The sequence below is a fragment of the Arthrobacter sp. Y3221157 genome, from assembly GCF_059089865.1.
Genome location: NZ_JBNHFD010000181.1, coordinates 1 through 1,837, shown reverse-complemented (window position 1 = coordinate 1,837; position 1,837 = coordinate 1). Strand labels below are relative to the sequence as shown.

Genomic DNA, 1,837 nt, shown 5'->3' with positions numbered 1-1,837 from the left:
GGCAGGTCTCGGGCAGTTAGTATCCCCTGTTCAACATGGGCGGTTTTTCGCCGGTACGGGAATATCAACCCGTTGTCCATCGACTACGCCTGTCGGCCTCGCCTTAGGTCCCGACTTACCCAGGGCAGATTAGCTTGACCCTGGAACCCTTGATCATCCGGCGGACGGGTTTCTCACCCGTCTTTCGCTACTCATGCCTGCATTCTCACTCGTGTAGGCTCCACCGCTGGTTTCCACCGCGACTTCACTGCCCACACGACGCTCCCCTACCCATCCATACTCCTGAACCACAAAGGCTTAGAACATGTATGAATGCCACAACTTCGGCGGTGTACTTGAGCCCCGCTACATTGTCGGCGCGGAATCACTTGACCAGTGAGCTATTACGCACTCTTTTAAGGATGGCTGCTTCTAAGCCAACCTCCTGGTTGTCTGAGCAACTCCACATCCTTTCCCACTTAGCACACGCTTAGGGGCCTTAGTTGGTGGTCTGGGCTGTTTCCCTCTCGACTATGAAGCTTATCCCCCACAGTCTCACTGCTGCGCTCTCACTTACCGGCATTCGGAGTTTGGCTGACGTCAGTAACCTTGTAGGGCCCATTAGCCATCCAGTAGCTCTACCTCCAGCAAGAAACACGCAACGCTGCACCTAAATGCATTTCGGGGAGAACCAGCTATCACGAAGTTTGATTGGCCTTTCACCCCTACCCACAGCTCATCCCCTCCATTTTCAACTGAAGTGGGTTCGGTCCTCCACGACGTCTTACCGTCGCTTCAACCTGGCCATGGGTAGATCACTTCGCTTCGGGTCTAGATCACGCCACTCACACGCCCTATTCAGACTCGCTTTCGCTACGGCTGCCCCACACGGGTTAACCTCGCGACGTAACACTAACTCGCAGGCTCATTCTTCAAAAGGCACGCCGTCACAGCTACAAGGCTGCTCCGACGGATTGTAAGCACACGGTTTCAGGTACTGTTTCACTCCCCTCCCGGGGTACTTTTCACCTTTCCCTCACGGTACTGGTCCGCTATCGGTCATTAGGGAGTATTTAGGCTTATCAGGTGGTCCTGACAGATTCGCACGGGATTTCTCGGGCCCCGTACTACTTGGGATACTCTCACAGGCGGCACAAACGCATTACGGTTACGGGACTAACACCCTCTCTGGCCGGCCTTTCAAAACCGTTCACCTATGCGCGCACATCACACCCCACCAGCCCGGCAGAACTGGTATGGAAAGTCCCACAACCCCGACCATGCAACGCCCGCCGGCTATCACACATGGAACGGTTTAGCCTGATCCGCGTTCGCTCGCCACTACTAACGGAATCACTATTGTTTTCTCTTCCTGCGGGTACTGAGATGTTTCACTTCCCCGCGTTCCCTCCACGCACCCTATGTGTTCAGGTACGGGTCACCAAGTCACTCGCGCGCTTGGCGGGGTTTCCCCATTCGGACACCCTGGGATCACAGTCCGGTTATCGACTCCCCCAGGCTTATCGCAGATTCCTACGTCCTTCTTCGGCTCCTAATGCCAAGGCATCCACCGTGTGCTCTTAAAAACTTGACCACAAAAGATCAACAACAAAAACACTCGAGAGAACCACAAAACCAACCACACCAAACGGTGCGGCCAGATCCAGGTTCCAATTCTTGGAAATTGCTTCCCACAAAAAACCCAAAAGGGCTCTTCATGGAAGATGCTCGCGTCCACTATGTAGTTCTCAAACAACAACCCCACACCACACACCCCACACACCCAGCCCCCACAAAGGGAACCAACAGCGCATGAAACGTCATGGCAGGGAAACCAGAAACAAACAAACCCAGGAAA

Annotated in this window: 1 rRNA gene; it reads right to left on the bottom strand. The window is 54.3% G+C overall.

The window, feature by feature from the left end:
* A 23S ribosomal RNA gene (locus AC5RTT_RS20460) occupies window positions 1–1,573 on the bottom strand; the annotation flags it as partial.
* Window positions 1,574–1,837 lie beyond the last annotated feature (264 nt).